Origin of the sequence: Pseudogemmobacter sonorensis (assembly GCF_042762395.1) — a bacterium.
GTDB lineage: Bacteria > Pseudomonadota > Alphaproteobacteria > Rhodobacterales > Rhodobacteraceae > Pseudogemmobacter > Pseudogemmobacter sonorensis.
This window is the reverse complement of record NZ_JBEFZE010000082.1, coordinates 1-1,496: the sequence shown is the minus strand read 5'-3', so window position 1 is coordinate 1,496 and position 1,496 is coordinate 1. Positions and strand designations below refer to the sequence as shown.

Here is a 1,496-nt window from a genome sequence, read left to right as displayed (position 1 = left end):
CGAACCTCAAAGCCTGACGCCTCCCAAGTCTCGCGGGCAACGCCAAGCATGGCGCTCTTTCCCGTCCCGGCATAGCCGACCACGATCCCAAGATCGCTCCCGTCCGTGACATGCGCCAGCGCCTCGGCCTGTTCGCCCGACAGGACCAGACCGCGCTCTCCGGCTCGCGCCAAAGCCGCCTCTCTGTCCCTGTCGCTGACCTCGTGCCGCTCCGTCTCGGCCATTAATTCCGCCGCGCGATGGAGCCGCTGTTCGGTCTCGATCATGTCGCGGGTGGTGAACCGATCCTCGCCGCGTCCGTCCTGCCCGAGTTCGACCAGATCGGGCGCGTTGCGCATCGCGCCCATCACCGCGTTATACTGGTCGATGCCGTCGCTGTGCCGGTGCGCGAACATCGCCATGTTCCGGCGCGTGAAGGTCGATTGCTGCTGCGTGATCGCGTCCAGCGCCACGGAAGGATCGGCGATGATCCGGTCGCCATTGTTGCGGGCAATCTCGCGATGCAGTTCCGCGCGATCCGCTACGTCCAGCCCTTCTCCCTCGATCCGCTGCGCAGGCGCGCCGATCTGGCTTTGCGGCTCAAGCCCGATCCCCTGCGCCTCAAGGCTGCGATGGTCGACGCGGGCGTCTATGTCGAGCTCGGCCAGCCGCTCGTTGACATGCTCGGCCCAGCGTTCACGCCAGCGTTCGACCATCTCGGTGCGGTTCCACTCCCGCACCTTTTTGCCGAACCCGTCTTCATCGACTTCGCGCATGGTGAGCATGACATGGGCATGGGGCTTGGGCATCCCGTCCTCGCCGATGTCCCAATGCACATTGAGGTCCGCGATCATGCCCTGATCGACAAACTCGGCCTGCACGAAATCGCGGGCAAGCTCGATGCCCTGCGCCTGCGTCATCTCGCGCGGAATGGCGAATTCCACCTCGCGGGCAAGCTGGGCGTCCTTGCGCACCTCGAACGCCTCGACATCGTTCCAGAGCCGTTCGCGGTCGCCAAGATGCTCGGGCGCGCCATCCGGCAGCATGACCTCGGAATGGACGACGCCGCGCTTGGCGGAAAAGTCCTGCACACGGTCGATACGCTCGTCGCGCATCCGCGAAGCCGAGCGGTAGGCCACGGACGCCACCGCGCTGCTTCCGGCCTTGCGGCCAATGACCTTGACGTGAAGATGATAGATCGCCATCGCGATCAAGAATTGGCACGGCCAAGCGCACGTCGGAACGACGTATAAGCGCGCCCTCCCTCGAAAAAATCTCGGGATGGACCGGGCCGTGCCACACCGTCCCGGCAACAATACTGCGTTCAGCAACCTGCGCAACTATCCTTACCGCATCATTAACTTGAGGCCGGGAAAGGACACGACGATGCGCAAACCACGGGACTATGATGCGGAACTGAAGGCGCTGGAAGACAAGGCGCGGGAACTGAAAGCCCGCAAGGTGCAACAGCTTGGCGAACTGGTAATCGCCACCGGCGCGGACAGCCTCACCGCCGA

General features: G+C 64.3%; 2 protein-coding genes. One reads left to right on the top strand and one right to left on the bottom strand.

What is annotated here, in order from left to right:
- Nucleotides 1–1,184 (bottom strand): MobQ family relaxase (mobQ, locus tag ABNX41_RS21790; protein WP_438671772.1); only part of this gene is annotated, 1,184 nt, incomplete at its 3' end.
- Nucleotides 1,185–1,260: 76 nt separating this feature from the next.
- Here mobQ and ABNX41_RS21785 point away from each other — a divergent pair.
- Nucleotides 1,261–1,496 (top strand): conjugal transfer protein TraD (locus ABNX41_RS21785; RefSeq protein WP_438671771.1); only part of this gene is annotated, 236 nt, incomplete at its 3' end.